The sequence below is a fragment of the Marinococcus halophilus genome (assembly GCF_900166605.1).
GTDB lineage: Bacteria > Bacillota > Bacilli > Bacillales > Marinococcaceae > Marinococcus > Marinococcus halophilus.
On the sequence record NZ_FVZD01000006.1, the window covers coordinates 1,047,770 to 1,072,951 of the forward strand.

The 25,182-nt window shown below is 45.0% G+C and carries 25 protein-coding genes; 16 read left to right on the top strand and 9 right to left on the bottom strand.

What is annotated here, in order from left to right; translation table 11 throughout:
- Positions 1-86 precede the first annotated feature (86 nt).
- From B5066_RS11400 to B5066_RS11410, 3 genes are all read left to right on the top strand, one after another.
- The gene (locus B5066_RS11400) at positions 87-638 is read left to right on the top strand and encodes a peroxiredoxin (RefSeq protein WP_079476039.1); all 552 of its coding nucleotides are present in this window, start codon (positions 87-89) and stop codon (positions 636-638) included.
- Between the two features lie 91 nt (positions 639-729).
- Positions 730-1,395 carry a potassium channel family protein gene (locus tag B5066_RS11405; RefSeq protein ID WP_079476040.1) on the top strand — a complete coding sequence of 222 codons (666 nt, stop codon included), beginning with the start codon at positions 730-732 and terminating at the stop codon, positions 1,393-1,395.
- A 116-nt stretch (positions 1,396-1,511) separates the two neighbouring features.
- Positions 1,512-2,705, top strand: coding sequence for a cation:proton antiporter (locus B5066_RS11410; protein ID WP_233133200.1), 1,194 nt, complete (start codon positions 1,512-1,514; stop codon positions 2,703-2,705).
- A gap of 92 nt (positions 2,706-2,797) precedes the next feature.
- On the opposite strand, the gene B5066_RS11415 is transcribed toward B5066_RS11410, so the two are convergent.
- Positions 2,798-3,235, bottom strand: a complete 438-nt coding sequence (locus B5066_RS11415; protein ID WP_079476041.1) for an OsmC family protein — start codon at positions 3,233-3,235, stop codon at positions 2,798-2,800.
- A gap of 149 nt (positions 3,236-3,384) precedes the next feature.
- Here B5066_RS11415 and B5066_RS11420 point away from each other — a divergent pair, with 149 nt between their 5' ends.
- Together B5066_RS11420 and B5066_RS11425 are read left to right on the top strand one after the other, a co-directional pair.
- Positions 3,385-3,870 (top strand): SRPBCC family protein, encoded by a 486-nt coding sequence (locus B5066_RS11420; RefSeq protein WP_079476042.1) that lies wholly within the window; start codon positions 3,385-3,387, stop codon positions 3,868-3,870.
- Positions 3,871-3,941: 71 nt separating this feature from the next.
- Positions 3,942-5,006 carry an undecaprenyldiphospho-muramoylpentapeptide beta-N-acetylglucosaminyltransferase gene (locus tag B5066_RS11425; protein ID WP_079477022.1) on the top strand — a complete coding sequence of 355 codons (1,065 nt, stop codon included), beginning with the start codon at positions 3,942-3,944 and terminating at the stop codon, positions 5,004-5,006.
- Between the two features lie 41 nt (positions 5,007-5,047).
- Here the strand turns inward: B5066_RS11425 and B5066_RS11430 are convergent, their stop codons facing one another.
- From B5066_RS11430 to def, 4 genes are all read right to left on the bottom strand, one after another.
- Positions 5,048-5,995 (bottom strand): ABC transporter substrate-binding protein, encoded by a 948-nt coding sequence (locus B5066_RS11430; RefSeq protein WP_079476043.1) that lies wholly within the window; start codon positions 5,993-5,995, stop codon positions 5,048-5,050.
- A 117-nt stretch (positions 5,996-6,112) separates the two neighbouring features.
- Positions 6,113-7,780 carry a ribonuclease J1 gene (gene rnjA, locus B5066_RS11435; protein WP_079476044.1) on the bottom strand — a complete coding sequence of 556 codons (1,668 nt, stop codon included), beginning with the start codon at positions 7,778-7,780 and terminating at the stop codon, positions 6,113-6,115.
- A 3-nt stretch (positions 7,781-7,783) separates the two neighbouring features.
- The gene (locus B5066_RS16770) at positions 7,784-7,993 is read right to left on the bottom strand and encodes a DNA-dependent RNA polymerase subunit epsilon (protein ID WP_079476045.1); all 210 of its coding nucleotides are present in this window, start codon (positions 7,991-7,993) and stop codon (positions 7,784-7,786) included.
- Between the two features lie 610 nt (positions 7,994-8,603).
- The gene (gene def / locus B5066_RS11445) at positions 8,604-9,149 is read right to left on the bottom strand and encodes a peptide deformylase (RefSeq protein ID WP_079476046.1); all 546 of its coding nucleotides are present in this window, start codon (positions 9,147-9,149) and stop codon (positions 8,604-8,606) included.
- Between the two features lie 133 nt (positions 9,150-9,282).
- Between def and B5066_RS11450 the strand changes: the two genes are divergently transcribed.
- The 5 genes from B5066_RS11450 to lpdA all read left to right on the top strand — a co-directional run bounded on the left by B5066_RS11450 (position 9,283) and on the right by lpdA (position 15,299).
- Positions 9,283-9,933, top strand: a complete 651-nt coding sequence (locus B5066_RS11450) for a YkyA family protein (RefSeq protein ID WP_079476047.1) — start codon at positions 9,283-9,285, stop codon at positions 9,931-9,933.
- A 481-nt stretch (positions 9,934-10,414) separates the two neighbouring features.
- Positions 10,415-11,455 carry a pyruvate dehydrogenase (acetyl-transferring) E1 component subunit alpha gene (gene pdhA / locus B5066_RS11455; protein ID WP_179124151.1) on the top strand — a complete coding sequence of 347 codons (1,041 nt, stop codon included), beginning with the start codon at positions 10,415-10,417 and terminating at the stop codon, positions 11,453-11,455.
- Between the two features lie 3 nt (positions 11,456-11,458).
- Positions 11,459-12,436 carry an alpha-ketoacid dehydrogenase subunit beta gene (locus tag B5066_RS11460; RefSeq protein WP_079476049.1) on the top strand — a complete coding sequence of 326 codons (978 nt, stop codon included), beginning with the start codon at positions 11,459-11,461 and terminating at the stop codon, positions 12,434-12,436.
- An 88-nt stretch (positions 12,437-12,524) separates the two neighbouring features.
- Entirely contained in the window at positions 12,525-13,880 is a 1,356-nt protein-coding gene (locus B5066_RS11465; RefSeq protein WP_079476050.1) for a dihydrolipoamide acetyltransferase family protein, read from the top strand.
- Between the two features lie 3 nt (positions 13,881-13,883).
- Positions 13,884-15,299, top strand: a complete 1,416-nt coding sequence (gene lpdA, locus B5066_RS11470) for a dihydrolipoyl dehydrogenase (protein ID WP_079476051.1) — start codon at positions 13,884-13,886, stop codon at positions 15,297-15,299.
- A 154-nt stretch (positions 15,300-15,453) separates the two neighbouring features.
- Here lpdA and B5066_RS11475 read toward each other — a convergent pair whose 3' ends face one another.
- A complete protein-coding gene (locus B5066_RS11475) occupies positions 15,454-17,055 on the bottom strand; it encodes a glycine betaine uptake BCCT transporter (protein ID WP_079476052.1) in 1,602 nt (533 codons plus the stop codon).
- Between the two features lie 375 nt (positions 17,056-17,430).
- Here B5066_RS11475 and B5066_RS11480 point away from each other — a divergent pair, with 375 nt between their 5' ends.
- Both B5066_RS11480 and B5066_RS11485 read left to right on the top strand, forming a co-directional pair.
- Complete coding sequence (locus B5066_RS11480; RefSeq protein WP_233133201.1) at positions 17,431-18,240, top strand: polysaccharide deacetylase family protein; 810 nt, start codon at positions 17,431-17,433, stop codon at positions 18,238-18,240.
- A 117-nt stretch (positions 18,241-18,357) separates the two neighbouring features.
- Entirely contained in the window at positions 18,358-18,795 is a 438-nt protein-coding gene (locus B5066_RS11485; RefSeq protein ID WP_079476053.1) for a hypothetical protein, read from the top strand.
- A 29-nt stretch (positions 18,796-18,824) separates the two neighbouring features.
- Here the strand turns inward: B5066_RS11485 and B5066_RS11490 are convergent, their stop codons facing one another.
- Positions 18,825-20,300, bottom strand: a complete 1,476-nt coding sequence (locus B5066_RS11490) for an aminotransferase class I/II-fold pyridoxal phosphate-dependent enzyme (RefSeq protein WP_079476054.1) — start codon at positions 20,298-20,300, stop codon at positions 18,825-18,827.
- Positions 20,301-20,422: 122 nt separating this feature from the next.
- On the opposite strand from B5066_RS11490, the gene B5066_RS11495 reads away from it, so the two are divergent.
- The gene (locus B5066_RS11495; protein ID WP_079476055.1) at positions 20,423-20,713 is read left to right on the top strand and encodes a UPF0223 family protein; all 291 of its coding nucleotides are present in this window, start codon (positions 20,423-20,425) and stop codon (positions 20,711-20,713) included.
- 14 nt (positions 20,714-20,727) lie between these two features.
- On the opposite strand, the gene B5066_RS11500 is transcribed toward B5066_RS11495, so the two are convergent.
- On the bottom strand, positions 20,728-21,354 hold the full coding sequence (locus tag B5066_RS11500; RefSeq protein ID WP_079476056.1) for a YktB family protein: 627 nt from the start codon (positions 21,352-21,354) through the stop codon (positions 20,728-20,730).
- Positions 21,355-21,727: 373 nt separating this feature from the next.
- Here B5066_RS11500 and B5066_RS11505 point away from each other — a divergent pair, with 373 nt between their 5' ends.
- Entirely contained in the window at positions 21,728-21,916 is a 189-nt protein-coding gene (locus B5066_RS11505) for a hypothetical protein (protein WP_022792649.1), read from the top strand.
- A 128-nt stretch (positions 21,917-22,044) separates the two neighbouring features.
- Complete coding sequence (locus tag B5066_RS11510) at positions 22,045-22,836, top strand: inositol monophosphatase family protein (RefSeq protein WP_158219048.1); 792 nt, start codon at positions 22,045-22,047, stop codon at positions 22,834-22,836.
- A gap of 19 nt (positions 22,837-22,855) precedes the next feature.
- Here B5066_RS11510 and B5066_RS16775 read toward each other — a convergent pair whose 3' ends face one another.
- Positions 22,856-23,029: a DUF5325 family protein gene (locus B5066_RS16775; protein ID WP_158219049.1), complete on the bottom strand. Its 174-nt coding sequence runs from the start codon at positions 23,027-23,029 to the stop codon at positions 22,856-22,858.
- Positions 23,030-23,332: 303 nt separating this feature from the next.
- Between B5066_RS16775 and typA the strand changes: the two genes are divergently transcribed.
- The gene (gene typA, locus B5066_RS11515) at positions 23,333-25,168 is read left to right on the top strand and encodes a translational GTPase TypA (protein WP_079476057.1); all 1,836 of its coding nucleotides are present in this window, start codon (positions 23,333-23,335) and stop codon (positions 25,166-25,168) included.
- Positions 25,169-25,182: the final 14 nt, after the last annotated feature.

Sequence of the window (25,182 nt, forward strand, 5' to 3'; positions counted from 1 at the left end):
TTTGGAGCATGCCGTTGACTTTGAAATTAGCGGTCCATATAATGAAGAATAGAATGCAGGAGCGTACTATTAAAGGAGTGGAATGCATGAGTGAAAAGCGTATGGTTGCAAAGCAGGCTCCACGCTTTGAGATGAATGCTGTGATGCCGGACACCTCGTTTGGCACAGTGAGTCTTGAACAATTAATGAAAGAAGATAAATGGACGGTGCTTTTTTTCTACCCGATGGATTTCACTCACATCTGCCCAACAGAAATCACGACGATGAGTGACCATTACGAGGAGTTTGAAGAACTCGATACAGAAATTATCGGCGTTTCGACGGATACGATCCATTCACATAAAGCCTGGATTAACATGGCGCGGGAAAACAATGGACTTGAACAGCTGAAGTTTCCGCTTGCAGCTGATACAAACCACCGGGTAAGCCGGGACTACGGCGTGTTGATTGAAGAAGAAGGAGTGGCGCTGCGGGGATTGTATATTATTAACCCGTACGGGGAACTGCAGTACTCAATGGTTCACCACAATGATGTCGGACGTGACGTGGATGAAGTACTGCGTGTACTGCAGGCCCTGCAGATGGGAGGCATGTGCCCGGCAAACTGGAAGCCGGGACAGGACACGCTCAATCCCTGAGGATTTGGGCAGACAGGTATGTTGAACACAGTCTGGCTCCGTAGGGCCGCCGGGGCAGCTGAGGGACTTGAGAAGAATAGGGGAGAACGGGATGAAGAAACAGTTTGCAGTCATTGGTCTTGGCCGATTCGGGGGCAGTATATGTAACGCCCTGGCAGATGAAGGAATGGATGTGCTTGCTATTGATTCCAATGAGTACCGGGTCAATGAATTCGCCCAGGTTGTCACCCAGGCAGTCATTGCGGACGGTATGGATGAAAAGGCGCTGAGGGGTCTTGGAATTCGTAATTTTGATAACGTCATTGTAGCTATCGGCGACAATATTCAGGCAAGCATTATGACTACTATTGTGCTTGATGAAATCGGCGTCAAGCATATTACGGTAAAAGCCCAGAATGACTACCACGAAAAAGTACTGCGGCGGATTGGTGCCCATGAAGTTATTCATCCGGAGCGGGATATCGGTGTCCGGGTGGCACACAGCATCGTGTCTAAAAGTGTCCTCGATTACCTGGAGCTTTCCGAAGATTACAGCATCGTGGAGCTTGAAGCCGGACAGCTGCTTGATGGCAAATCACTTCTTGATTTAGATATACGTGAAACGTATGAATGTAACGTACTTGCCATTAAACGCGGGGAGGACGTTCATGTGTCGCCACGCCCCGAGGTGGATATCAGTGAAGGAGATATTCTGATTATCGTCGGCGCGGATGGTGATATTGCAAGGCTGGAAGCCCGATGGATCGATGACAATTAAATAAGACTCGCCCCCTTCCGTAATGTAAATACGGAAGGGCTTTTTAGTTTTAAGCTGCCAGATAAGGGTAAATAAGGATGTTGGACACATATATTTATAAATAGGAGGTGTGCTGGTTGCTGTTGTACGCATCGCTGCTTGTTATACTGTTAGCTCTCGGGCTGATCGTTTATATCTTTGATGTTAAAAGCAACTATTTCCCGGTCCCGATGGTGCTTTTGTTTATTGGCCTAGGGCTTTCATTTATTCCTGTTTTCAACAGGCTGGGCCTGAATCATGACATCATCTTTGATCTGCTGCTGCCAGCGCTCCTGTTTGTGCCAGCCTACAGTTTTTCCATTCGTTCATTAAAGAAAAATTTCTGGCCGATTGCCACATTAGGAACGCTCGGACTTATGGCTACGGTGTTTTTAATGGCAGTGCTCATATATTTCGTAGGGGCTCCGGCCGCCGGACTTTCATTTGTGGCGGCATTTTTGATTGCTTCCATACTCACACCGACCGACCCGGTGTCCGTTACAGCTATTCTCGAAAATGTTTTCGGAGACTCGGATATTCCGAAAGTTGTGGAAGGGGAATCGATGATCAATGACGGTACAAGTGTAGTGCTATTCAGCATTGCTTCCTCCATGTTTTTATACAACGAACCCTTTTCTTTATTTTCGTTTCTAGGTGAATTTCTGCTTGTTTCGCTTGGCGGTGTGGCCGTTGGTGTGGCAGGGGGATGGATGGTCACTAAGGCAGTCCATGTCATGCACAACCATGTGTACCAGGTAATACTCAGTATCGTTCTTGCCTACGGCGGTTTTTACATTGCGGAAGGATTGGGGGCCTCCGGAGTACTGGCGACAGTTTCGGCAGGCATTATGCTTTCCCGGGCTTTTCAGCAGTCTGCACAAGAAGAAGAGCTTCATTCTTATTTGGACGGCTTTTGGAAAGTGGTAGAGCCGGTTGTATTATCGCTGCTCTTTTTGTTGATCGGCATTCAATCAGCAGGCTACCTTGCATTTGGGCACTGGCTGCTGGCAATTGGAGTATTTATTATTTCGTTGATCGTCCGCTTTATTGTATTGGGAGGTTTTCTAAAATTTTCTCCCCATATTAAAGAACGGTTTCAATGGTCGTCGGTGTTTATGATGACCTGGTCAGGACTGAAGGGGACCGTGTCTGTGGCCCTGCTGTTAAGTATTGAAACCCAGTCAAGCAGCAGTGCAAATTTAGTCGTGTCCCTGACATTTGCTGCTATCCTGCTTTCCCTTGTCATTCAAAGTCTCGGCGTCTATCCGCTGGCGAAAAAGTTTTCCTCCTAAGAATCTGCGGCTTAGCTAATCAACAAAGAATGAATATGTATAATTAAAAACACGTCCGGAGACATTCGCCGGGCGTGTTTTATCTTCCGCTGTTAAGCTTTGCTCCAATCCGCGTTCATTTCCACACCGGCGGCGTTAAGAGTAGTAAATACGGGACACCGGGCATCCACTTTTTCCTGAAGTTCCTGGATGCGTTCTTCGCTTTCAGATGTCTCCACCTTTGCTTTTACTGAAACGGTCTGAAAATACGGGCGCACATCGGGGTTTCCCATCATGCCTTCCGAATCGATATTTCCACTTACCTGAAACGAAATACCCTGCAGGTCAAAATTCATTTCCTTTGCCACAAAATTGGCTACTGCATTTTCGCAGCCGGCAAGAGAGGAGAGCAGGGCGGACAGAGGATCCATACCCTGATTGTGTCCACCAAGATTTTCAGGTTCATCGATCGTGATTTTGTGAGTACCCGTAGAAAGATCTGTTTGAAAGTTTTTTGCCTTTCCTTCTACGTTAAATTCCATGTTGGCCATATTTTTCACTCCTTTGATTAGAACTACTGGGATATACCCGCGCCCCTATTATAATAAACAGGAACAGCCTGAAAATATGGAGTTCGTGTTTTTTCAGCTTTCATTTAGGGAATGAGTTTGAAAAGCAAAGCGTAAAGGAGAAATCGATTATGGCAAAATACAGCAGAATCATTGCTCAGGCAGGATGCCACATTCATCATGCAGAGCCCGCACAGGTATACGAAGCTTGGACTAACCCCGAACTGATGAAAACTTGGATGTTCCCCTCAGGAGAAAGCCGGGAATCTGAAGCAGAGGCCAATGTCACAGAGGGCGGTGCATGGAGCGTTGTGAACGAAAGCCAGGAGGAGACGTACCGGGCTTACGGAGAATACTTAAAAATCGATCCGCCGGAACGAATTGAAAAAACACTCGTTCGAAAAGAAACAGGCGGACAGGATGAGAAAATCAAGGTGGAAATCAACTCTATTTTGAATGGAAGCCAAGTGATTGTTACCCAGGACGTAGTTTTTCTTCATCATGAGCAGCTGCATCCAAAAACAGTAGAAGAACATTTAAGAGAGCAAAGACGGCAGACGGAAAAATATTGGCATGAAATGTTTTCCTTATTATCGAAACAACTTACACCTTCGTAAGCGTATGATATTATAAAAGGCGTGAGAACCATAATCTCATAAACTGGAAGAAGTATAGGATGATGAGGGAAATGCTGAAAAAAATCGTATTCACCGGCGGCGGTTCCGCCGGTCATGTTACTCCGAACATTGCCGTGATGAATGAACTGAACCAAAACGATTGGGATATTTATTACGTGGGCTCCAAAGAAGGTATTGAAAAAGAGCTGGTCGAACACAAAGGCATTCCGTATCATGCCATTAGCTCAGGTAAACTGCGTCGTTACATAGACTGGCAGAACATTACTGATATTTTTCGGGTGGTAAAAGGATGTTTGGAAGCCCGGAAATACTTAAAAAAGGTCAAACCGAACGTAGTATTTTCCAAAGGCGGATTTGTGACCGTGCCGGTTATTATCGCGGCCAAAACGTTGAATATTCCTGTCATTATTCACGAAAGTGATATTACCCCGGGCCTTGCCAATAGAATCGCCCAACGGTTTGCTACAAAAATATTTACTTCGTTTGATGAAGCAACAACCCATTTTCCGCCGGGAAAAGCGAAAGCTCTTGGCTCTCCGGTGCGAAAAGAGATTACCCGGGGAGACAAAAAAAGAGGGATGGAATTCCTTCAATTTGAGGAGTCCCGGCCGGTACTAACCGTTATGGGAGGCAGTCTTGGAGCGAGAAAAATTAATGAAACAATTCGGGCGGCACTGCCGCGCCTGACTGAAAAGTACCAGGTAGTGCACCTTTGTGGTAAAGGTCATACAGATGAAACCCTAAAAGACCAGCCCGGCTACCGTCAGTTTGAATACGTTAATGAAGAACTGCCTGATGTACTTGCAGCAACTGATACGATCGTTACACGCGGCGGCTCCAACTCTATTTTTGAGTTCTTAACCCTTCATCTGCCTATGCTGATCGTGCCGTTAACGCGTGCCCAGAGCAGGGGAGACCAGATTCTGAATGCTGAATCCTTTCAGGAAAAAGGGTATGCAGCCGTTCTAGAAGAAGAGCAGCTTAACGAAGACACGCTGCATGACGCCCTGCAGAGCATTGAAGACAATCGAAACGATACAATCGCCCAGATGAAAACGTACATGGCGGAAAACCCGTTGGATCTTATTATCAAAGAACTTTATGTATATCATTAACTAAACGCCCTCCGTGTTCATCCGGAGGGCGTTTTTCTATTTCATTGCTCAGAAAGCTTGTCGGCGATTAAATCGATTTGTTCGTTCACAGAAATCGGATCATATGGATAATATGTATCAAAATCAAGGAAGTAAAACTGATCGTTTTGTACAGCGTCCAGATTGGCCCATACATCAGATTCCTGGATTTTTTCTTTGCTTTCACCAGTGCTTTCAGGGTCATAGGTAGTCATAAACATGTGGTCAGCAGAGTAGTCCTTGAGTACTTCCATTGAAATCTCCTGGGCGTTTCCCCCCATAACTTCCTCCTGAATTTTTTCGGGAGGACTTAAATCAAGAGCATTATAGATAGCCTGACCCCCGCGTCCGCCATTTGCGCCGAAAACATAAAGTTCATCATTGTTAGTGAGCTCGTAGATTCCAAAGGTATCGCCTTCATCGATAGTTCCTTCAATACGTTCTTTTGCCTCCGAAGCAGTTGTTTCAATGGTTTCTTTAAAATTTTCTGCCTCCGTCTGGTTATTTGTCAATTCTCCGAAGGTATCAAGCGTTTCCTGGACATTCGTGTCGGGATTGTATGGAATATAAACCGTCGGTGCGATCTCTGACAGCTGTTCATAATTCTCATCGTACATAACAACGATTAGATCCGGATCGAGCTCGAGCACTTCCTCGGGATTGAGGGGGGCACCGACGTCTTCAGCGCCGCTCAGCTGTTCTTTAAGAAAAGGATTGGAAAACGCATCCGGCCCGGTGCCGGAGACGTCAGCCTCCACTGAAAGCAGCTCTCCGGCATAGTAATCGGTCACGATGGTTTCAGGTTCCGAGGGAATAGTGACTTCGCCTTTTTCCGTTTCATATGCTCTGGTTTCTTTTCCGCTATCTGAATTATTATCGGAAGAATTGCCCTCTCCGCTGCTGCAGGAAGCAAGCAATGCCAGTCCAGCCGTAAAAATAGTCAAGCGTCCAACAATCGCATGTAAATACATAAAAATCCTCCTGTTTAAATGATAATGATTTTCAATATCATCATTGTAACTGAAGGAGAATGAAAAATCTACACAAAAAAGCCTCCACAGTATATGCGGAGGCAGCAAGAAAATGGATTACACTTCCATAATTATAGGAAGGATCATTGGGCGCCGTTTTGTACGCTCGTATAAATAAGGCGCCAGGTTGTCAATAATTTCTGATTTAATCTCAGACCATTGACTTGTTTTTCGTTTCATTACTTCATCGAGATGCCTGCTTAATGTTTTCTGGGCATCATTTATTAAATCTCCGGATTCACGCATATAAACGAACCCGCGTGAAATTAAATCAGGGCCAGCTGAGACTTTAAAGTTTTTCATATCGATGCTTACGACGACCACCACGAGACCTTCTTCAGATAAAATGCGGCGATCGCGGAGTACAATGTTTCCGATGTCTCCAATTCCATGGCCGTCGACGTAAACAGCACCAGAAGGCACCTTGCCCACGACAGAAGCACTGTCTCTAGTGAGAGCGAGCACTTCGCCGTTTTCCATGATAAATGAATTTTCGAGTGGTACACCGCAGTCCTTTGCAAGCCGGGAGTGCATTTTCAGCATCCGGTACTCCCCGTGGATCGGCATAAAATATTTCGGGCGCATCAAACGAAGCATAAGCATCTGCTCCTGCTGGCTCCCGTGACCCGAGGTGTGAATATTATTCAGCGAACCATGGATAACACGGGCGCCGGCCCGGTACAGCTGGTTAATAATTTTGTGCACAGAAGTCGTGTTTCCTGGAATAGGAGAACTTGAAAACACAACAGTGTCCCCGGGAATAATCTGGATTTGCCTATGCGTCCCATGGGCCACGCGGGAGAGGGCTGCCATAGGCTCTCCCTGGCTCCCGGTACATAAAATAGCTGCCTGGTCATCGGGAAGTTTATTTAGCTGCGAAGGCTCCACAAATGTCCCTTTGGGCGCATTGATATAACCCAGCTCCTGGCCGATGGTAATGGAAGCTTCCATACTGCGTCCAAAAACGGCGATTTTACGTCCATCTTTGACAGCAGCGTCAACAGCCTTCTGGAGACGATAGATATTAGAGGCAAATGTAGCAAAAATAATTCTTCCTTTGGCCTGTCGGAAGATGGAATGAATATTATCCCCGACTTTTCGTTCCGAAACGGTAAATCCGGGGACTTCTGCATTTGTGCTATCGGAAAGCAAGCAGAGAACGCCTTTTTCACCGATCTCAGCCATTTTGGCTAAATTGGCCGGCTCTCCCACCGGGGTGAAATCAAACTTGAAATCCCCTGTATGCACCACATTTCCTTCAGGAGTATGAACGTTGATACCGAGGGAATCAGGGATGCTGTGGGTGGTCCGGAAAAAGTCTACTTTTAAATGGTTGAAAGCAACAGGCTGGTCTTCCTGTATAGTGTTTAGTTTTGCTTTTCGCAAAAGCCCGCGTTCTTCGAGCTTTCCTTTTAACAGGCCAATAGCCAATGGCCCCCCGTATATAGGGACATTTAATTCTTTTAGCAGAAAAGGCACACCGCCGATATGGTCTTCGTGCCCGTGGGTAATAAAGACGCCTTTAATTTTTTCTTTGTTCCGAACAAGGTAGGTGTAATCGGGAATAACGTAGTCAATGCCAAGCAGGTCATCCTCAGGGAACATGATCCCGGCGTCAATAACGATGATTTCATCCTGGTATTGAACAACATACGTGTTTTTGCCGATTTCGCCTAACCCGCCCAGGGCAAAAACTGCAACTTGATTTTGTTTTATTTGTTTCATACGTTATAAATTCTCCACTTGGAAGTCTTCGGATCTTTTTTCGAATTCAAGCTGCTTATCAGTGAGCTCCTGAACAAATTCAATGTTGAATTGTTTATCGGCAAGTTTGCGGCGGACTTCCCGCTCTGATTCTGCTTCTACGTATAGTGAATGAGTGTTCTCCCGTACAGGAGCTTCTGTAAAATTATTTTGGTAAAAAACTTTGAAAATCATCGTAAATATCTCTCCTTCTTGAAATGTAAATGCGGCGTATATAACTGCTTTAGAAAAAATGGTTTTTTGGCATAAACTAGTACTGTAAATATAAAAAAGCAAAATAATGCAGGAAGGACAGGAAGTAATCGTTGCAACAGCCTGGCTGTTTAATCAAAAATGACTTCATATCCAGAGCGGTTCTACTCAGCTTCCGGCCAAAGAACTCAAGCTGAACAGCACCACAGTGTACGTACCAACCATTAATAATTCATATTATAAAGCATGAGACTGTTTTTTTCATCCTTTTAATCATTTCATTACAAAAATCGTCCGGCTGCAGAGAAGTTAATAGTTAAAAGAAAGTAACTATACGGGTACTAAAGAACCATGATAAAATACAAAAGGGAATAAATTTTCTAAATATAAATAAATTTTAAATTATAGTAATTATTACCAATAACGGAGGAGAGCGTTGAGAAATGCCGGAGCTAAGTCGATGAAAAGCGTCGTCAGCAGTTATCAGCCTTTTTGTATACTATCCAGGCACCGATGATAAGAAAGCATAGAAAATGATAAAAAGATGCTCATAAAAAAGCATCTTCCCGAAGGAAAATGCTTTTTTTGCAAACTATAGCTTGGGCAGCTCCCGTTTGTACTCATCTTCATAATCTTCAATCCGGTCGTAAAACATAACGCCGTTCAGATGATCAATTTCGTGCTGGGCGACAATAGCAGGCATTCCCCGAAGACGCAATTTTACTTCTTTATTTTCAAGCGTTTTGGCCTTTAATGTGATACGTGAATACCTGGGCACATTTCCGGGCACCTCCCGGTCGACGGAAAGACAGCCTTCTCCGCCTTCTAAATGGGTGGTTTCGACGGAATGGCTGACAATTCTCGGGTTAATAAACCCGTAGCTGTACAGTTCATCTTTATCGTCGGTTACATGCATGGCGAACATTCGTTTATTGATACCGAGCTGTGGCGCTGCTATGCCGACGCCCGAACGGAGCTCATATTTTTCAGCGGTTTCTTCGTCCTGGCTGTTTTTTAAGAAATCCAGCATGTCCTGCAGAACATGCAAATCTTCAGCAGACGGAGGAACCGGAACTTCTTCAGACACTTTGCGGAGCGCAGGGCTCCCCTCACGCTGAATATCTTTCATCGTTAACATGAATCTACTGCCTCCAATCAAGCGTGCAAATGATAGTGATTAATAACAGTGTATTAGTATAGCAAAAAAATTTCAGCTTAAACAGCTTTTAAAAACAGAATGGCTGAGAAAATAAATATGCGGAGGAATACATATGCATAAGATGAATAAAAAGATAACCGGAGCAGCAGTTATTACTCTATCTGCAGTCATGCTGTCTGCATGCGGCTCGCCAGAAGGAAATATTCAGAATCACTGGAGTGAAGCAGCTGGAGCAGAGGAAGAATTTTCGGAAAAGGATAAAAAATTGACCCAGCTGGCTAAAGAGGAACAAAATGTATTTGAAAATTTAACCTCCTATGAAAATGAGGAACAGAAAAAAATTAAATCATCTATAGAAAAAGCCGTAAGCTCAGTCAAGGAACGCAAAGAATTAATGGAAGAAGAAAAAGAAGAAATTAATAAAGCTTATGATGAGGCAATGGAAGCAGGGGAGCCGATCAACAACCTTGAAAATGAAAAAATGACTAAAAAGGCACAACAGGCACAACAGGCAATGGAGAAGAGAAATGAAGCATTTAATAGCGTTCACGGGGCTTACACAGAAGCAGCAGATAAAGAAATTGAGATGTATGAATCGTTTACTGATGAAAATCTGGAGCTTGAATCGCTCGAAAAGCATCTTGATAAAATTAACAGCTCCTATAAGAAGGTAGAAAGCTTCAGGGACTCATTCAATACAGAAACAAAATCATTCAATGAAGCTAAAAATGCATTCGAGGAGATGGTGGAGGCAGAAAGTTAATTCAGTTTTATAACAAGCGGGAAAAGCAAGACAGAAAAAAGGCCAAAAACGGCTGGACTGTTTATATAGGCATAGACAAATGATATATAACAGATTGTCTTATTTACAAAAACTAGAAGTTGCTAAATGACAGGATAATCCTTTGAGCAAAAAGGATTGACGTATCTTTTTCGTTTGGTATATTCTAACTATTGAGAAGTATTGTTTCACTGAAATGATATAATAAACTGAAACAGTTACTTATTTGTTCTTTATTAAAATTATCGGTGATTATATTAAGGCTTTGAAGGGTATTAAAAGATGATGTGGTTCTGGGTTCACACATGAGAATACCCAATCAAAAGCAAGTGTATTATTCAAACGATAATTCAAGAACAGATAAACACCACTACTGGATACAGCCGGTTTATTTTAAGAAGAGAGGAAGAGGTGAACATTTGTGGCGACAAAAACGATTGAGCAAGTCGAAAGTCACTTTGAAATGTTTCAGATTTTAGATGAAAACGGAGAAGTAGTTAACAAGGACGCTATGCCTGACCTGTCTGATGAACAGCTTCAGGAAATTATGCGCCGCATGGTGTATACACGCATATGGGATCAGCGCGCAATTTCGCTGAACCGCCAGGGACGGCTTGGTTTCTATGCTCCAGTAGCAGGGCAGGAAGCCTCCATGATCGGCTCTCACTATGCATTGGAAAAAGAGGACTGGATTCTTCCTGGTTACCGTGACGTACCACAGGTAGTATGGCACGGCCTTCCGTTGTATCAGGCGTTTCTTTATTCCCGCGGCCACTTCCACGGAGGCCAGATTCCAGAAGGCGTAAATATTCTTCCGCCTCAAATTATTATCGGGGCGCAAATTGTGCAGGCTGCGGGTGTGGCACTCGGGCTTAAACGCCGTCACCAGGATAACGTGGCGATTACTTATACCGGAGATGGCGGTGCTTCCCAGGGCGACTTTTACGAAGGCATGAACTTCGCAGGCGCATATGAAGCTCCAGCTATTTTTGTCGTGCAGAACAACCAGTTTGCGATCAGCGTACCAGTGGAAGAGCAATCCGCTGCTAAAACGATTGCCCAAAAAGCAGTAGCTGCCGGCATTCACGGAGTGCAGGTTGATGGGATGGATATTCTTGCTATGTATTCAGTGACGGAAACCGCCCGTAAAAATGCACTGAACGGAGAGCCTACGCTGATTGAATCCGTATGTTACCGTTACGGTCCGCACACCATGGCCGGCGACGACCCGACCCGTTATCGTACAGAAGAACTTGACAACGAGTGGGAAAAGAAAGATCCGCTCATTCGGTTCCGGAAGTTTCTTGAAGATAAAGACCTTTGGAATGAAGATAAAGAAAACGAAGTAGTAGATCAGGCGAAAGCTGATATTAAAGAAGCGATTAAACAGGCTGACGATACACCGAAGCAAAAAGCCTCCGATTTAATCGAAATCATGTATGAAAAGCTTCCGCAGAATCTGCAGGAACAGCTCGAAGAATACAGAGAGAAGGAGTCGAAGTAAGCCATGGCGCAAATGACGATGATTCAAGCAATTACAGACGCAATGCGTACGGAACTGAAGAACGACGAAAACGTTCTCGTTTATGGTGAAGACGTAGGCCAGAACGGCGGAGTTTTCCGTGCGACAGAGGGACTGCAGGATGAATTTGGCGAAGAACGCGTATTCGATACCCCGCTCGCAGAATCCGGTATTGGAGGCTTAACGCTCGGTTTGGCTGTTACTGGCTTTCGTCCGGTAATGGAAATCCAGTTCTTCGGCTTCGTATTTGAAACAATGGACGAAGTAGTTGGCCAGATCGCACGCCTTCGCTATCGTACTGGCGGTAAATACGGGGCGCCAGTAACAATCCGCACGCCTTACGGCGGCGGTGTAAAGACTCCTGAGCTGCACGCAGACAGCCTGGAGGGGATCATCGCGCAGTCGCCGGGGATCTCTGTGGTTATCCCGTCAACTCCATACGATGCAAAAGGATTGCTTATTTCTGCTATTCGCAGCAATGACCCAGTCTTTTATCTTGAACACATGAAGCTGTACCGTTCCTTCCGGGAAGAAGTGCCGGAAGAGGAATACACAGTGGAAATCGGCAAAGCAGACGTGAAGCGTGAAGGAAAAGACGTTACGCTTATCGCTTACGGTGCTATGGTACACACATGCCTGAAAGCAGCTGACCAGCTTGCAGAAGAAGGGTATGAGGCAGAAGTGGTTGACCTCCGTACTGTAAGCCCGGTAGACATGGATACTATTATTGAATCCGTGAAAAAAACCAATCGTGCTGTGATGGTTCAGGAAGCGCAAAGACAGGCGGGTGTTGGCTCCAACGTTATTGCTGACATTAATGAGCGTGCAATTTTACACCTTGAAGCTCCGGTACTCCGGGTAGCAGCTCCAGATACTGTGTTCCCATTTGCGGCAGCTGAAGACGTATGGCTCCCTAATGAGAATGACGTTATCGAAAAGGCAAAAGCTGTACTAAACTTCTAAAATTGAACATGACTGCGACAGGTTGATGACTGAAATCAACCTGTTTGCTACGCATAAATCGAATGTAAACTAAAAGGAGGCATTTGTTTTGGCTTATGAATTTAAACTTCCCGATATTGGCGAGGGAATTCACGAAGGCGAAATCGTATCGTGGCAGGTAAAGCCCGGCGATGAAATCAAAGAAGACGACGTGCTCTGCGAAGTACAAAATGATAAGGCAGTTGTGGAAATCCCTTCTCCGGTAGATGGGAAAGTTTTAGAACTGAAAGTGGATGAAGGAACAACAACTACTGTCGGGGAAGTAATTCTTACTATCGACGACGGCAGCGGAGAAGAAGCCTCTTCAGATGACTCTGCGGAAGAAGCTTCCGGGGATGAAAGCTCGGAAGGTAAATCAGAAAGAGATGAGCAGGAGCAAAACGACGCTCAGCCTGCTTCCACAGAAGCAGAAAAAGAGAGCCCGACGCCGGCAGGCGGCGAAAGCGCCAGTGCTTCAAGCGAAACGGATGTAGACGAAGACGCCCGCGTTATCGCTATGCCGTCCGTACGTAAATACGCACGTGAAAACGACGTAACGATCCAAAAAGTAAAAGGATCCGGCAAAAATGGACGCATCCTTCGTGAAGACATTGACGCCTTCCTGAGCGGCGACCAGTCAGCAGAAGAAGAAACAACTGAAGCAGCTTCCGGTGCCGAAGAAAGCAAACCGGCTGCAAGCACAGCGCCTTCACAGGATCGGGGTGCTATGGAAGAACGCGTGCCGCTTAAAGGTATCCGTAAAGCTATCGCTCAAAAAATGGTACAATCAAAACAGACGGCTCCGCACGTTACGCATATGGACGAAGTGGACGTTACTGCCCTGGTAGACCATCGTAAAAAATTCAAGCCAATGGCAGCAGAGCAGGACATTAAGCTTACGTACCTGCCGTACGTAGTAAAAGCTCTGACTTCCGCCATCCGTAAGTTCCCTGTATTAAATGCTTCTATCGATGATGAAGCTTCTGAAATCGTTTATAAGAATTACTTCAATATCGGTATTGCAGCTGATACAGAGCAGGGACTCGTCGTACCAGTTGTTAAAGATACGGATCGCAAGCCTATCTTTACCCTGGCCGATGAAATCAACGAACTTGCTACAAAAGCAAGAGACGGGAAGCTCTCCTCAGCTGAAATGAGCGGGGGATCCGCAACGATTTCAAACCTGGGATCTGCGAAGGGCGCTTTCTTTACTCCGGTTATTAACCATCCGGAAGTAGCTATTCTTGGTATTGGCCGTATTGAAGAAAAAGCGGTAGTGCGCGACGGCGAAATTGTTGCAGCACCAATGCTTGCTCTTTCATTAAGCTATGACCACCGTCTCATTGACGGCATGACAGCCCAGCACGCATTGAATCACATTAAACGTTTGTTAAATGAACCAGAACTAATCTCAATGGAGGGATAATTCATGGTAGTAGGAGATTTTGCAGAAGAAATTGACACGCTAGTTGTAGGTGCTGGTCCGGGTGGCTATGTTGCAGCCATCCGTGCGGCCCAGCTTGGACAAAAAGTAACGATCATAGAAAAAGGAAATCTGGGCGGAGTCTGCTTAAACGTAGGCTGCGTACCATCCAAAGCATTGATTCAGGCCGGCCATCGTTTTCACGAGGCTAACGAAGGCGCTGAAAATATGGGAATTACTTCGAAAGGCGCCGAAGTGGATTTCACAAAGGTGCAGGAGTGGAAGGGCAGCGTCGTTGAAAAGCTTACCGGAGGCGTTGAATCCCTTCTGAAAGCAAACAAGGTGAACATCGTAAGAGGGGAAGCTTATTTCTCCGACAAGGATCAGGTAAAGGTTTCTACAGACGAGTACAGCTCGCAAACGTATAAATTTAACAACTGCATCATTGCTACAGGTTCCCGGCCGGTGGAACTCAAACCGCTTCCTTTCGGCAAGCGTGTACTTGATTCTACGGGAGGATTAAACCTCGAAGAAATTCCGAAAAGCCTTATTGTTGTCGGTGGAGGCTATATCGGCATCGAAATGGCTGGCGCCTATGCAAATCTCGGGACAGAGGTTACTGTGCTTGAAGGCGAAAGCCGGATTCTCTCCCAGGGCTTTGAAAAGCAAATGACTCAGCCTGTGCAAAAGAAATTAAAAGCTCAGGGTGTGGATATTCAGACCGAAGCGTTTGCTCAGGGAGTAGAAGAATCAGAAGACAGTGTCACTCTGACGGCTGAAGTAAAAGGCGAAGAAAAAACATTTGAAGCAGAATATGTACTGGTTGCTGTAGGGCGCCGTCCTAATACAGAGGAGCTGGGACTTGAGCAAATTGGCGTTGAGATCGGCGAACGAGGCCTTATCCAAGTAGATGAGCAGTCCCGCACAAGTGTGGATAACATCTATGCTATCGGTGATATTGTCCCTGGTCTCCCGCTTGCTCATAAAGCTTCCTACGAAGCGAAGGTAGCTGCAGAGGCTATCGCCGGAGAAGCGGCAGCAGTCGATTACCTCGGCATGCCAATGATTGTTTTCTCGAATCCGGAGCTTGCAAGCGTTGGATATACAGAAGAAGATGCGAAAGAAGCAGGCTTTGATGTAAAATCCGCGAAGTTCCCGTTCCAGGCAAACGGACGGGCATTGTCTCTCGACGTCTCTGAAGGCTTCATGAAGCTCATCACTCGCAAAGATGATGGATTAGTCATCGGAGCTCAAATTGTTGGTCCTAACGCTTCTGACATGATTGCAGAAGCAGGTCTGGCCATTGAAGCAGGTATGACAGCAGAAGATGTAGCGATGACCGTCCATGCTCACCCAACGTTAGGTGAGATTACGATGGAAACGGCAGAAGCAGCACTCGGCATGCCAATCCACATCACGTAAAAAATAGAAAGAGCCACGGCTTACACAAGCCGTGGCCTTTTTTGTGAAAAATAAGGAAAACTCAAGCTCATCCTGGAATTTTTTGGAGCAGAGACTAGTTTTTAGAACAAAAAACCCCGGCGCTGAGGCCAGGGTTTTGTTTTTCGTTTATAAGTTAGCTTTTGCCAGTCAAATCTTTTTGGAGCTCTTCCTGTTCTTTGCGAAGCTGTTCGCGTTCGCGCCGGGAAAGTCCTGTTTCATCGTCCTGGCGTAGTTTACGTTCTTTGTTAAGAATACTGCGGTCGGTTTGCAAGGCTTTTAACAGCGATACACACATTAAGATCATGATGATAGTAAACGGCAGGGCCGCAATGGTCATAACGACTTGTATGCCGTTAATACCCCCGGAAGCGAGCAGCATTGCTGCGGAACCGGAAATAACAAGGCCCCATATGAATTTAATGGATACTGGCGGGTTCAAGCTCCCGTTGGTCGTCTGCATCCCAAGAACAAATGTGGCAGAGTCTGCGGAGGTGATGAAAAAGCTCATGATTAAGAGTAATGCTATCACGCCTGTGATGGCTCCGAAAGGAAGCGTATCAAGCAGGCCGAAAAGAGCTATTTCATCGCTTTGGCTTGTCATCAGTTCATACAATCCACCGTTTTGAGCGTTGTCTTCGGCAATGCCGGTCGTTGCAAAAACGGCAAACCATACAAACGAAAAGATTGATGGTACGAGCAGAACACCGGTAATGAATTCACGGATAGTACGTCCGCGGGACACGCGGGCAATAAAGGTACCAACAAACGGAGCCCATGCAATCCACCAGGCCCAGTAGAATACTGTCCAGGAATCAAGCCATGCCCGGTCTCCAGTATAAGCATAGGTAGTGAAGCTTTGATCCGGGAAGGTTTGGAGGTAGTTACCAATCCCACCAGTAAAAGAGTTTAGAATGCTTGTTGTTGGGCCAGCGAAGAGCACAAACAGCATCAGAACTGCAGCTAAAGCAATGTTGGCCCAGCTTAAATAACGAATTCCCTTGTTTAGGCCGGTAGTGGCCGAGGCGAGATAAAGAATAGTAAAAATAAGAATAATAATCAGCTGAGTAGGCAGGTCGTTATTAATGCCTTCAAAAATATAGCTGAGCCCGCCATTTACTTGCGTAGCACCGAATCCTAGAGATTGCGCAACACCAAAAATAGTAGCAAATACAGCGATAAAGTTGATCAACGTACCTAACCATCCATCTACCCGGTCACCGAGAAGTGGACGGAACGCCGAGCTGATAATTCCTGGCGCGTTATGGCGAAACTGGAAGTAAGCCAGGGCCAGGGCTACTACCGAATAAATTGCCCATGGATGCAGTCCCCAGTGGAAAAACGACAGGCGAATAGAATCAGAAGCAGCAGCTGGTGTCTGCGGGTCTGCTTCAGGACCGCCGTAATAGTGATAAAGCGGCTCGGCTACTCCCCAGTATACAAGACCGATCCCCATACCGGCTGTAAATAGAAATGCAAACCATGTTAAGTAACTGTATTCGGGACGCTCATCCGGTTTACCCAAACGGATCTTCCCATACGGACTAAATACTAAGTAAATACAAAAGATAACAAAAGACGTTGCGGATATTAAATAAAACCACCCGAGATTAGTAACAATCCATCCCTGAATGTTACCAGTCACTACGTTTAAATTCTCTGGTGTAACAACACCCCAGATGATTACCGCAAGCGCCGCTATTAAGGTCACAAAAAAGACGCTTGTTAATTTTCTCATGACTTTTTAAATTCCACCTTCCTTTTAGCGAAGCATTCAATTTTTAGGCAGAGGCATTCTGCATAAAGGGGATATTCAAGAATTCAATAAGCAGACACATACCTATTTAAAAAATAACAACGATGATTATTATAACACTCATAACTTCATACGCAACCAGAACGCACGAATAATCTATACCCTAAGTCTAGGTCCGTAAACCTAGAAACCTTTATACGAAATTGTTAAAAAATACCTACAGTCCATAAGAAGGGAAATTATTTCCAACAAAGCAACATTATTAACATTATATAGAAGTTTTTTAAACTTTTAGACCTGGTTTTGTATAAATTTTGCTAAAATATAAAAGGGAATAAACAAATAGGGGGAGTCGGGTTGAAAAAAACGTTATTATTGTCATCACTTGCATTGATGCTTGCAGGATGCTCAAGTGCTGGAGAAGAGAATGCAGCCGCAGATAAAAAAGAAAAAACAGATACTGCTGCCGGTGAAAAAAACCAGGAGCAGAACGAGGAAAAAAAGGAAGAGCAAAAAGTATCTGTTTCAAAGGAAGAAGCCCCGGTTTATAAAGTCAATGAAGCAAACTGGACTGTGCAGGCCCAGCAGAACGAGGGAGACGAAGTTCTTCTCACATTCGACGACGCCCCGGACGGAAACGCTGTAGAAATTGCAGAAATTTTAGCGGATAATGAAGCTCCTGCTATCTTTTTTGTTAATGGAATGTTTTTAAAAGATGAAGAAGGCAAAGAAGCCCTAAAGAAAATAAGCGACATGGGGTTTGCCATAGGAAATCATACAACTACCCATGCCTCGCTGCCTGAGTTATCAGAAGAAAAGCAGTTTGAAGAATTAAAAGAAACCGATGAACTTGTCAAAGAAATTACAGGTGAAGAACCGGCTTTTTTCCGTGCACCTTTTGGGCAGAATACTTCCTTTAGTGACGAATATGCCAAAGAGCACGACATGATAAAAATGAATTGGACGTACGGGTATGATTTTGAGGCTGAATACCAGGATGCAGAGGCACTTACGGATATTACGCTGAATACTGAACTGTTAACGAACGGGGCAAACATTCTTATGCACGACCGGGAATGGACGAAAGAAGCACTCGGCCCAATTATCGAAGGATTTAATGAAAAGGGCTATTCCTTTATTGATCCCCAATATATAGAAAAAGAGTAGGGAAATGCTTGAGATAGAAGCTTTTTATGTCGAATTTTGTTGAAAAATTTTATTGGGCTTTACATTAATGCTATATTGATTAAAAATGAACAAGATTCACACGAAGGGGGAACATTTATGGACCATTCCGCACTTTATGATGAAATAAGGCTTCACGTCGGCCTTGCCCATGATTACTCCATAACGCCTGAAGACTTCCTGCACTACGTTATGAATGCATTCCAAAGATACTGGCCGCATAAAGACCTTATTTCTTTGTACGTTAATAAAGGAACACACTTTGAATGGCAGGACGGGGACGCTCATCCAGTATTTACGAAGGAAATAGATATTCAAAACGGCCTTTTGCTTTTAGCGGACATACAGAAAACGGTGTTCTGCTGCCAGGAGGAAGGTATGTATCACTGGGTGCTCCCTTTTTATGAAAAAGAAATATTTGCGGGCGGAATTATTATTTCAAGAGAGGCGCAAATGAAAGAACTGGAAAAGGAAGAAGTATGGCTGCTCGAAGAAATTATGTCTTTTATTAATGCCAAACTTCCTCATTATATGTAAAAGCCAAAAAAGCAGCCACAGCTGCTTTTTTATTGAATTGGCTTTTGTTCCTGGATTACACGTATCGTTTGAAGGGAGGGGTCCTCTGGGCCCTGAACGGGAAGCCCGGCCGCTGCATTAGCTTGAATATAAGTTAAGTTTTCCTCGGCAATGATTTCCCCTGGTAAAAGCACCGGGATCCCAGGAGGATAAATCATAATAAATTCTGCGATAATCCGGCCGGCACTTTCTGAAAGAGTGATGGTTTCTTTTTCGGCATAGAATGCATCGCGCGGTGCGATGGAAAGGGTAGGTATGGACGGAAGCTTTAACACTGCGGGTACTGCATAAGTTTCAGCGGTGTAATGCTGTCTGGCGAGCTCTTCTAGTGCATGCACAAGTAACGAGGTTTCTTTTTCCGTGTCGCCAAAGCTCACAATACAGAGAATATTGTACAAATCGGAAAGCTCTACTTCAATGCGGTAATGCTCCCGCAGCCATTTTTCAGCTTCGTAGCCATTGATGCCAAGCTGCTGAACAGAAATTAACAGCTTTGTCGGATCCATAGCGGTCACGGTATGCTGCGCAAGCATTTCAGTACCGGCACAGTAGAGGCCATTAATGGCGTTAATAGAGACCCGTGTTTTTTCTGCGAGTTCAAGTGTATCTTCTATCAACCCCTGCCCTTTCAGTGCAAGCTGCCTGCGTGCAGCGTCGAGCGATGCTAGAAGCGGGTATGAAGTAGACGTTGTTGTAAGCATACTGAAAACCGCCTGTACATGAGCGATCGAAACCCGAGAGCCCTGGACATTCAATACGGAGCTTTGCGTCATTGAGCCCCCGAGTTTATGCACACTTGTGGCAGCCATATCAGCACCTGCCTCCATGGCTGAAGGAGGGAGGCTGGGGTGGAAGTGAATATGCACCCCGTGAGCTTCATCTACGAGAACCGGTACGCCGTACTGGTGGGCGGTTTCTACAATGGCACCAAGATCAGAGGAAAAACCAAAATAAGTGGGGTTAATCACAAGCAGCGCTTTTGCATCAGGATGCCTGTCCAGAGCGTGCTGAGCTGTGGAAGGCGTGATGCCGTGAGAAATACCGAACTGCTCATCAAGAGCCGGATACATAAAAATAGGCACGGCTCCGGAAAAAATAATCGCATTCATGATCGATTTGTGTACGTTTCTCGGCACAAGAATTTTGTCTCCCGGGGCACATACAGATAAAATCATCGTCATAATGGCGCCACTTGTACCCTGCACAGAAAAAAAAGTATAGTCTGCCCCGAAGGCTTCGGCGGCGAGCTTCTGCGCTTCATCAATCACTCCGGACGGATGATGCAGATCATCGAGTGGTTCGATATTAATAAGGTCCATATTTAATATATTACTGCCAATAAACTCGCGGAATTCCTCGTCCATGCCAGTGCCGTTTTTATGGCCGGGAATGTGAAAAGGCACAGGTTTTGCCTGTATATGCTCTTTTAACTTAGTGAATATCGGAGTAAGCTTCTGTTTGTTCATATGTGTCCCTCCAATGCGATCAAAAACATTCAAATTATAGCAGACTTTATACAGTCATTAAATAACTTTGTGGAACGTTTCGCCGGGGATTTGCTAGAATATTAATGAAGGGGGAACCAGTGATGAAAGAAAATGTTAATATTCCCATCTCCATGGAATGGACTACGCAGGAAATTATTGATGTAACCACCTTTTTTCAGATTATTGAAACTGCGTACGGCAAAGCTGTGCCAAGGGAAGATATCTTAGGCTTATACAAAAAATTTAAAGAAGTGGTACCGAGCAAAAGCGAGGAGAAGCAAATGTTTCGCCAGTTTGACGAGGACGCTGAAGTAAGCTGCTGGAAAACCGTGCAGGCGGCAAAAAAAGCAGAAGCAGAAGAAAAAATTAATATGGCCGTGCGCTCTGGGTAGAGCGCACGGCTGTTTTATACAGTCTGGAGAGACAAGTGATATAAAGGAAGAAGTTCCTTAAATGTACCGTAGATATACTCGTACGTTTCTTTCTCATTCCAGGAAGAGGCTGTTTCCGCGTCAAACTGGCGGCCAATCAGGAGCTCGGCTTTTTTGACGTCCCGCAAACGCTCAAGAGTATGAATGGTCTTTTCCTGATTTTCCTGAATATAAAACGCATCCGGTTTCGTATGGTCCGGGGAGATTTTATAGTCGTCCGGAAGAGAGGTAAGCAGGGAGAGGCGGTCCAGGTACATGCTGCCAATACCAGCTTTATCCGGCACTTCGTACATGTGGGTGAGCCAGGCAAAAAGATGATCGTCAAAAAGGCCGACCTGGAAATGGGGATGCTTTTTGTAGCCTCTTTTATCAGGAGCAATACCAAACCAGGTGCTTTCCGGAGGATGAACGGAGCGCCGGGCGTGCCTTGCAACATGAATAAACAATTCTTCGCCGGTGTCTGTGGATAAATCTTCAGCAAGGGAGTCTGCTAATTGAGAAAAGACGGGCTGAATATGCTCCCGGATTTGACTCATGCGGTTTTCAAGCCCCTCTGTCTGCATAATAGAAAAGTCTTTTTTGGTAAAATGCATTCTGCTCATGTAATGACTGCTCCTTTTTCAATTAATCTACAGTCAAGCATACTGAAATTTTGTATATCCGGCAACTAATGGACATAGGCAAAAAACACAATTATTTAAAAATACTGAAAATTTTTGTGTGTTTTTCTTGCGTTTCGGGTAAAAAGGTTTTATAATTCCAATAATCCTTATAGAATAACGAGTACACAAACTTTCTCAGTACATCGTTAGATAAACAAAAAAGACAGTAGGGAGAGGCCGTAGCAAAATATAATTTCAGAACAAAAGAGATAGTTCTGCATCTTATATTTTCTGAACATTCTGAGAAGGCTTGCCAGCGTCAGTTAACTTTCAGCTCGAGACATTAATATTCCATTTAAGGGGTGTGGGAAACTTGGAACAAGTAATTCAGGCGTTTAAACGTAGAGATGCAGAAGAACGAATCCCGGTACTGCGCTTAGAAATTGATTATGAACTGGTAACCCTTCATGACGCCATGGCAGAAGAAGATTTAACATCTATACACGCCAGCAAATACCGCTTAGAGCAATTACGCCAGGAGTGGATTCGACTGGAAGTGTAATATAAATAAAAGGATCCGGGCTGCTCTACAGCAGGCCGGATCTTTTTTGTGCAGAAGTCGGTGCATAAATTTACTATTTAGAGGGAAGAATAACTCATATACATATGGAAGAAGTGGAGAGGATTATAATGGAAGAGAATTGGTCGGCCATGCAGGAAAAAGCCGTGCAATGGATACAGGAGGCCGGGGAGCTGCTTCGCGCTTCTCTGGAGGAAAGCCTGGTCATAGAAACAAAATCAAATCCCAATGACTTGGTAACCGAAATGGACTTTAAAATTGAACGACTGTTAACAAAGAAAATTAATAAAGAATATCCCGGGCACCGTATTTTAGGAGAAGAGGAGGCCGGTGCTGATATTACAGACACCGATAACATTATTTGGATTATAGACCCTATCGATGGGACCACAAATTTTGTTCATCAGCAGTTTAATTTTGCCATTTCCCTGGCTGTTTTTGAAAATGGAATCGGCAAAGTCGGCATTGTTTATGACGTTATGGCTGATGAATGGTTTACCGCACTGGAAGGAAAGGGCGCCTACCACAATAACGTAAAGCTTTCAAAATTGAAGCCGGCAGAATTAAAGGAAGCGATTGTGGGTATTAACGCCAGGTGGATTAAAAATGAAAAAATTCCTTACGCCCGACAGATGCGAAATATTGTGGATGAGTCAAGAAGCACAAGAGCGTACGGTTCGGCCGCCATTGAACTCTGTTATGTAGCATGTGGCAGGCTTGATTCTTATGTGAACCTGTGGCTTGCGCCTTGGGATTTCGCTGGAGCGGAAGTGCTGTTGCGGGAAGTAGGGGCAGACATTTCGACAATCGATAACAAAAGGCCGTCGATGCTTGAAAAAGGACCTTATCTGGCCGGGCGTCCAGGCTTGCAGGAAAAAGTACGGGGGATGCTGAACAGCTGATCCCCCGTACTCATTTAAGCTAAGCTGCAGATCTTGCTTTCAGCTTCCGGGCAAAGTAAAAAGCTGAACATGTTACAGCGATTGAAACAATAGCAATAATAATGGAGGCTTCGGCGATAGCAATGCCGATGGAGGCGATCCCAAAAATAGCTAAAGTGGCGAGCAGTAAATATAACCACTGTATTTTTGTCATAAATTCCCTTCTTTCTATTAAATGATGCTGTTATTATTTTATCGGCTTTTGAAAGAAAACTCAAATACAGTCAGACGGCTATGATTCAGTACACGTTTATGTTATATTGTTGAAAGTAGTGTCTGTGATAGTAACTTGCCAGTCGGAGTTTCTTAAATGGGATCCGGCATATGTTATACTAACAATGTAAAATGGTAGGAACTCAGATAAAAATGGCAATGAGAACCCTGGCTTTATGGAAGACGATGTCGCCGAGTGCCAGGGTTTGTTATGATTGCAGCAAGAGAATAGGAGAGATTTATAGTGACAGTTTTACGTAAAGATATTCGCAATATCGCGATTATTGCCCACGTTGACCACGGGAAAACCACCCTTGTCGACCAGCTTCTTCGTCAATCAGGAACTTTTCGGGAAAATGAACAGGTAGACGAGCGGGCGATGGACACCAACGATATTGAAAAAGAACGCGGTATTACGATTCTGGCGAAAAACACAGCAGTAAAGTACCACGATACGCGTATCAACATTCTTGATACCCCGGGCCACGCGGATTTTGGCGGGGAAGTAGAACGTATTATGAAAATGGTGGACGGTGTACTTCTGGTTGTAGACGCCTATGAAGGCTGCATGCCGCAGACGCGCTTTGTTTTGAAAAAAGCATTGGAGCAGAATTTGACTCCGGTCGTAGTCGTAAACAAAATTGACCGCGATATGGCCCGTCCTTCAGAAGTTGTGGATGAAGTGCTGGACTTGTTTATCGAGCTCGGAGCAAACGAAGACCAAATCGATTTTCCAGTTGTTTATGCTTCCGCAATTAACGGCACGGCAAGCGAAGACCCTGAAAAACAGGACGAAAATATGGACGTTATTTTCCGCATGATCTCAGATAATGTGCCAGTGCCAGTGGACAATAGTGACGAGCCGTTCCAGTTCCAGATAGCGATGCTTGACTACAATGATTATCTGGGGAGAATTGGTGTCGGAAGGGTCTTCCGTGGAACGCTGCGAACAGGTGACCAGGCAGCGCTGGTTAAGCTTGACGGTACGGTGAAAAAATTCCGTATTTCTAAAATGTTTGGTTTCTTTGGCCTGAAAAAAGAAGAAGTCAGCGAAGCGAAAGCCGGGGACCTGGTGGCCATATCCGGTGTAGAAGATATCATGGTTGGGGAAACAATATGCCCGGTGGATCATCAGGAAGCACTGCCGGTACTTCGTATTGATGAACCAACGCTGCAAATGACTTTTCTTGTGAATAATAGTCCATTTGCCGGACGGGAAGGATCCAAAATTACGAGCCGTAAAATTGAAGAACGGCTGCTGACGCAGTTGGAAACGGATGTGAGTCTCCGGGTCGAACAAACAGACAGCCCGGACGCCTGGCTGATTTCCGGCCGCGGTGAGCTTCACCTGTCTATTTTAATTGAAAACCTTCGCCGCGAAGATTTTGAACTGCAGGTATCTAAGCCGCAGGTAATTATTAAAGAAGTGGACGGCGTACTCTGTGAGCCTTATGAACGCCTTCAGGTTGATGTACCTGAGGACTTTACCGGACCGGTAATGGAATCCCTCGGTGAACGTAAAGGTGAAATGGAAAACATGGTTAATAAAGGTGACGGCCAGGTCCGGATTGACTTTATGATCCCATCCCGCGGCTTGGTTGGATATACGAATGAATTCTTATCCCAGACTAAAGGATACGGCATCTTGAACCATACGTTTGAAGAGTACCGTCCGTATATCAAAGAGCAGATTGGCGGCCGCCGTCAGGGAGTGCTCGTTTCCATGGAAAATGGAAAAGCGACTCCATACAGCATGATGCAGCTTGAAGACCGCGGTACGATGTTTGTCGAGCCTGGTACTGAAATTTATGAAGGCATGATTGTCGGTGAGCACAGCCGTGAAAATGATTTGGCTGTAAACGTAACAAAAGCGAAGCAGCAGACAAACGTGCGTTCAGCTACCAAGGACCAGACCGTAACGATGAAACGCCCGCGGGTTCTGACACTTGAAGAAGCTCTTGAGTATTTGAACGCAGATGAGTACTGCGAAGTTACTCCGGATTCAATCCGACTAAGAAAGAAAATTCTCCAAAAAGGCGAACGCGAGCGCGAAGAAAAGCGCCAGAGCGTTTCCAAATAATAAAAATCCCGGCT

Excerpts from the sequence above, each read along its gene's own strand:
- B5066_RS11400 (WP_079476039.1), top strand. The coding sequence starts at position 87 with ATGAGTGAAAAGCGTATGGTTGCAAAGCAGGCTCCACGCTTTGAGATG.
- B5066_RS11405 (WP_079476040.1), top strand. The coding sequence starts at position 730 with ATGAAGAAACAGTTTGCAGTCATTGGTCTTGGCCGATTCGGGGGCAGT.
- B5066_RS11415 (WP_079476041.1), bottom strand. The coding sequence starts at position 3,235 with ATGGCCAACATGGAATTTAACGTAGAAGGAAAGGCAAAAAACTTTCAA.
- B5066_RS11420 (WP_079476042.1), top strand. The coding sequence starts at position 3,385 with ATGGCAAAATACAGCAGAATCATTGCTCAGGCAGGATGCCACATTCAT.
- B5066_RS11425 (WP_079477022.1), top strand. The coding sequence starts at position 3,942 with ATGCTGAAAAAAATCGTATTCACCGGCGGCGGTTCCGCCGGTCATGTT.
- B5066_RS11430 (WP_079476043.1), bottom strand. The coding sequence starts at position 5,995 with ATGTATTTACATGCGATTGTTGGACGCTTGACTATTTTTACGGCTGGA.
- rnjA (WP_079476044.1), bottom strand. The coding sequence starts at position 7,780 with ATGAAACAAATAAAACAAAATCAAGTTGCAGTTTTTGCCCTGGGCGGG.
- B5066_RS16770 (WP_079476045.1), bottom strand. The coding sequence starts at position 7,993 with ATGATTTTCAAAGTTTTTTACCAAAATAATTTTACAGAAGCTCCTGTA.
- def (WP_079476046.1), bottom strand. The coding sequence starts at position 9,149 with ATGTTAACGATGAAAGATATTCAGCGTGAGGGGAGCCCTGCGCTCCGC.
- B5066_RS11450 (WP_079476047.1), top strand. The coding sequence starts at position 9,283 with ATGCATAAGATGAATAAAAAGATAACCGGAGCAGCAGTTATTACTCTA.
- pdhA (WP_179124151.1), top strand. The coding sequence starts at position 10,415 with ATGTTTCAGATTTTAGATGAAAACGGAGAAGTAGTTAACAAGGACGCT.
- B5066_RS11460 (WP_079476049.1), top strand. The coding sequence starts at position 11,459 with ATGGCGCAAATGACGATGATTCAAGCAATTACAGACGCAATGCGTACG.
- lpdA (WP_079476051.1), top strand. The coding sequence starts at position 13,884 with ATGGTAGTAGGAGATTTTGCAGAAGAAATTGACACGCTAGTTGTAGGT.
- B5066_RS11475 (WP_079476052.1), bottom strand. The coding sequence starts at position 17,055 with ATGAGAAAATTAACAAGCGTCTTTTTTGTGACCTTAATAGCGGCGCTT.
- B5066_RS11485 (WP_079476053.1), top strand. The coding sequence starts at position 18,358 with ATGGACCATTCCGCACTTTATGATGAAATAAGGCTTCACGTCGGCCTT.
- B5066_RS11490 (WP_079476054.1), bottom strand. The coding sequence starts at position 20,300 with ATGAACAAACAGAAGCTTACTCCGATATTCACTAAGTTAAAAGAGCAT.
- B5066_RS11495 (WP_079476055.1), top strand. The coding sequence starts at position 20,423 with ATGAAAGAAAATGTTAATATTCCCATCTCCATGGAATGGACTACGCAG.
- B5066_RS11500 (WP_079476056.1), bottom strand. The coding sequence starts at position 21,354 with ATGAGCAGAATGCATTTTACCAAAAAAGACTTTTCTATTATGCAGACA.
- B5066_RS11510 (WP_158219048.1), top strand. The coding sequence starts at position 22,045 with ATGGAAGAGAATTGGTCGGCCATGCAGGAAAAAGCCGTGCAATGGATA.
- B5066_RS16775 (WP_158219049.1), bottom strand. The coding sequence starts at position 23,029 with ATGACAAAAATACAGTGGTTATATTTACTGCTCGCCACTTTAGCTATT.